This window comes from Macrococcus sp. 19Msa1099 (assembly GCA_019357535.2).
Lineage (GTDB): Bacteria > Bacillota > Bacilli > Staphylococcales > Staphylococcaceae > Macrococcoides > Macrococcoides psychrotolerans.
Genome location: CP079961.1, coordinates 1 through 4,786, shown reverse-complemented (window position 1 = coordinate 4,786; position 4,786 = coordinate 1). Strand labels below are relative to the sequence as shown.

Below are 4,786 nucleotides of genomic sequence, written 5' to 3'. Positions count from 1 at the left end.
ATCAGATATATAAAACAACTTAAGAGTTTTTTATAGCAAAAAACAGTTGCTTTTTCTCCTCCCTGTATAGTTTTTGATTCGACACCTTAAACGATACATTACTAGGTATGAAAAAGCAACTTTTTTTGTGTTTTAAGCCAATAATATCAATGGTTCAGCATAGGTAAGACTCAATCGAAATAATTACCTATATTATCAAGATAAAAGAAAACCGGTTAAAACCCATCGTTTTTACAGTATTTTTTTATTTCATAACACTTCTTACTTTCTCCGGTATCATGACAACTCTAGTATCAAGATCTACAGGTTTAAACTCTGAATCTATGCATTCATTCCAATACTCTAGATGTTTTTTATCAATCCAATGTTCTGAAGTTTCAACTTCTTGTCCACCTTCTCCTTGAACAGAAAACCAATATAAATATTCATCTTCGTTAATCTTTTCTTTAAAAATCGATTCAACATACATTTTTTCGTTCTCAAGAGTAATCAATACATCTTTCATATTTTTATTTAAAAAATTCAGCCATTCTTCAACTACATCTGTTTTTCCTTTTTTAACTTTGAATTTCGTCAGTTCAATATTCATATTTTACCTCTCCTTTTAGCATTTATTCCAATTTCCTTTTTGAGTAGAAACTTTGACCCTTCAAACTTCCCAAAGATGAGCCACCAGGCAAAAACGCCCTGGTGGGCCCACTTCGTTAAGTATACTTGAAGGGTCTTTTCTTTCTCAAAAAGTTTTCTCGGCATAAAAGATCGTTGCACCTTTTTTCAACTTCGCAGATTAATTCTCTAGAAAAAATCAAAACGATTTATGCTTATTTTTAATTTTAAGCCCGTTTAAGCCGATTTAAGTATTTTTCTAGTAAAAAAGTACTTAAAATTCAAAAACGGCTCTTAAAACGCAAATATGAGCCAAATAAATAAATTTTAACTTTCATCAGTGTCTGCGATTTTTTAGACACTGCCCAGTTACATGCAAATTAAAAATTTGGCATAGAATCGTGTTAAAATTTGCATTTTACAGGGCAAACTTGCAGTTTGATCGCTATAGTTCCCACAGGGGTTTAAAAACAAAAAAAACATTGAAAATTTTCAATGCTTCAAGAAATAATTTTGTTTTTCATAATTCCAAATTGCCATAATTGAATTTGCTTTTTCTTCTTCGTCCGAAATTTTTTCTTCGCCCGTTTGAATTAAATTACCGTCTTCTGCATTATCTAAATTTAATTCTTTGTGTTTGATTTTTAAAAGTCCACCGTAAGCAATCATTCTCTTTTTATAAAGTCCTTCTTCCAGGTCTGAAATAATTTCTAAATTTTTCTCTTCGTCATCTGTTAAATAATCTGATTCCTTAACAGAATATTTTGATGTCTCTTTGATCGCCGACACAATTGCTGAATCTTTTTTTCTGTTCGGAGTAATCGCTTTAACATGAACAACGGGTTCATAATTTATTTTTAATGCTCGTTTCCAAAATTTTATCCATTCGTTTTGTTCGATATAATTTTCTTTACTGTTAAAATAACTTGGCTCCACACAAAGTAAAACATGCAAATGCTGGTTGTAACTTCCGTCATTTGAATTAACTGTTACTTCTGTTGTTCGCATAAACCCAATTAAATTTTTAGAGATTTTTTTATATCGCATCAAACGATCGAATGCTTTCGTCATTTCAGAAACTGCTTTATTTAAAGTCTTTCCATCTACCGCATTTTTTGTTGAAAGCGTAATAAATAGCCATCTTGCTTTCGGTTTTTCTTTAATTACTTCTTCAACTACACGCTGGGCTTGATAACTATTTTTCATTGCACGCCTCCAGTTACATACCGGACATAATTTAGATTTACAAAACCACGTCTTATATAATTTTAAATAACCTTCATCAGTCGGCTTAAACTCAAGCACTTGACCACAACTACGCACATTATGAGCTTTTTTAATTTTTAAGACATGTAATAGATCAGCGTAAGTTACATTGGCTAATTTCTTTTCTTTCCATGGGCGTTCTTTCCCACTCTTTGAAACGTCACGTAAAATTTCAGTGTCTTGATTTTCTCTAATTTCTCTTGTATCATAAGATTGCATTAATTAATGCTCCCTTCTTTGGGATTTAGCATTAAAAAAACAACCAACGAACTTTTCTTTGGGATTATAAGCATAAAAAAACCTCCGTATTTTTGGTTATTTCTCGACAATCTAATCATAATACTGAGGTTTTTTTATGTCAAATTTTCTTTCACCCCTAAAAAACAAGTTGAACCTTACAGCCACAAGGGTTAAAGACATTTTTAAAAAATAGAATTATTTCTAATAGTATCAAGACAAGAAGAAACTCAAATTTTGCTTTGCAAAATTTGAGTTTTAAAATAAAAAAACGACTGAACATTCTCAAAAGGTTCAGTCGTTTTTTTTATGATTATTTTTAATCAAATAAAATTAAGACAATTGTAGGATTTTTTAAGTCAAATAAACTCCTAATTATACTCTGCAAAATGAAAAATCAAATAAGTGATAAAATAGTACTGTAAAAACAAAGAAAATAATACCCAAATAAAATTTATCCAATGATATTCTCTCTTAAAAATTTTTATTAATATCTTAAAAATCCAAATAAAACCAAAAAGAGGAAGTACACAAGCTAATAATATATCTAAAAAAAACTGATTCTTACTCACAATTTTACCTCCAAATATTATATTTCTATTCACAATATATATATAAATTCTAATATATTAAAGTCGCCACACGAACTACAAGCCATTAAACAGCATGTTTGCCCATTTTTTGAATGAAAACGAAGTTTGCATGTAAATGGGCAGTACGTAAAAAATGCGCAGTACGTAAAAAATGCGAAATTAAATAGTCATTTTTTACGTATGGTAAAATTATTTGAAAAATCATAAAGGAGCAAACAAATGCAATCACTAGTAGCAACTTTCTTGGCTATATATTTCTTCTTGCTATACAGCAAAGAAAAAAAGAAAAATAAAAATAATTAATCTCTCAAAAAAATTTGCATTTATTCCAATTTCCTTTTTGAGTAGAAACTTTGACCCTTCAAACTTCCCAAAGATGAGCCACCAGGCAAAAAACGCCCTGGTGGGCCCACTTCGTTAAGTGTACTTGAAGGGTCTTTTCTTTCTCAAAAAGTTTTCTCGGCATAAAAGTTCCTCGAAATTTTATAGATTACTTCCGTTTTTTATCTCATCAGCTCAAATTTGAGCGTAGAATGATCGTTTTAATCCTCAAAGTATTTTTAATGCTTTATTTAAAAACATGCTCTTAAAATCAAAATATGAAGCAAATAAAAGCATTCTAGTTATTTTTAGAACATGAGCATAAGGGGTAATGACACCACTTTGATGTTTTGGCAGAGCCAAAACGTGGTGAACTCGGCAGTGCCGAGTTATTTACCCTATAAAAAAAGTGATGTCACTTTTTTTCAAATAACATAACAAAACCATAACGTTATGTATACATACTGTATACATACAGAAAAAAACCATAACGTTTATGTATATATGGCAGATATACATAAACGTAAATCTAATACACCAAAATTTTTATTTTATATACTTTTCAAAATCAGTTAATACTGATTTTTTTACTTACTGCCCAGTTACATGCAAATTAAAAATTTGGCATAAAATCGTGTTAAAATTTGCATTACACAGGGCAAACTTGCAGTTTGATCGCATAGTTCTCGCAGAGGCTAAAAATGTTAAAATAAAACAAAAAGGAGCGTTAAAATGCAAACAATAATATTTTTAATTTGTTTTATCTGTCTCGTAGGAATTTCAGCTGACAAAATAAAGAAAAATAAAAATAAGTACTGATTATTTTCAGTACTTAATTTTTATTTTTCTTCTTCGATTTCATTGATTGTCTGATGATTAATTTTTCTTTTTTCTTCTTCGGTTAATTCGTGAAGTTCACTCGCCAGGTACTCTTTCTGATTCCAAATATAATAAATTTGATACAAATATTCAGTTGGATCAATTTCTTTAAGATAATCTAACTCGCCATTTTTTAGCTTTTTTCTCGTCTCTTTGAAAAGTCCTGAATATACTAGAATCTGCTTACCTTTTAAAGATTTATAATACGCATCAAATATTTTTTGATTGATAAGATAATCGCTATCTTTACCCGAATACTTCGCCATTTCGTATAATTCTTTGTTGTTATTCTGCTTAATTTTTTGAACATGGACTTGTGTAATCTCTGGCATTCCAGTGACATCTCGCCACATTTCAAGCCATTCTTTTTGTGAAATATAATAATTTTTATCTGTAAAATACGATTTATTTACAGCAATCAGTACATGAAAATGTGGATTGAAATCGTCTCGTTGCTTATTGTACGTGATTTCTAATTTTCTAACGTAGCCTTTCATCATCGCCTTAACTTTTTTTCTTTCAACCAACTTTTTAAAAGATTTATTATATTTCTGTATTTCATCATTCAGTTCTTCAGCTTTTACATTCGGTGTCGTTAAGGTTAAGAAAATAAATTCTTTTTTCTCTTCCTGCTTGATGTACTGCATCATCAACGACAGTCCCAAAGCATCTTTTCTCGCTCTTCTCCAGGCACACATCGGACAGAAACGATTCTTACACATATTATTTTTATACAGTTTCTTTTTTGTCTGCTCTTTATCCGTCACAAATGCTAGAAATGTGTTGCAGTCCTTAATCAGATCCATCTGCTTTTCCCCTACAAATTTTTTAATAAAGTTCTGAAACACTTGATTTCTCTTCTTTTTCTCAGTATACTTTTCCAT

Annotated in this window: 3 protein-coding genes; all 3 read right to left on the bottom strand. The window is 30.0% G+C overall.

All coding sequences use genetic code 11. The features are described 5' to 3' along the window. Positions 1–244 precede the first annotated feature (244 nt). The 3 genes from KYI10_12550 to KYI10_12535 all read right to left on the bottom strand — a co-directional run bounded on the left by KYI10_12550 (position 245) and on the right by KYI10_12535 (position 4,786). Complete coding sequence (locus KYI10_12550) at positions 245–589, bottom strand: DUF6176 family protein (GenBank protein ID QYA34224.1); 345 nt, start codon at positions 587–589, stop codon at positions 245–247. Positions 590–1,098: 509 nt separating this feature from the next. After that, the gene (locus KYI10_12545; protein ID QYA34223.1) at positions 1,099–2,091 is read right to left on the bottom strand and encodes a protein rep; all 993 of its coding nucleotides are present in this window, start codon (positions 2,089–2,091) and stop codon (positions 1,099–1,101) included. 1,771 nt (positions 2,092–3,862) lie between these two features. Next, positions 3,863–4,786: a protein rep gene (locus KYI10_12535; GenBank protein QYA34225.1), complete on the bottom strand. Its 924-nt coding sequence runs from the start codon at positions 4,784–4,786 to the stop codon at positions 3,863–3,865.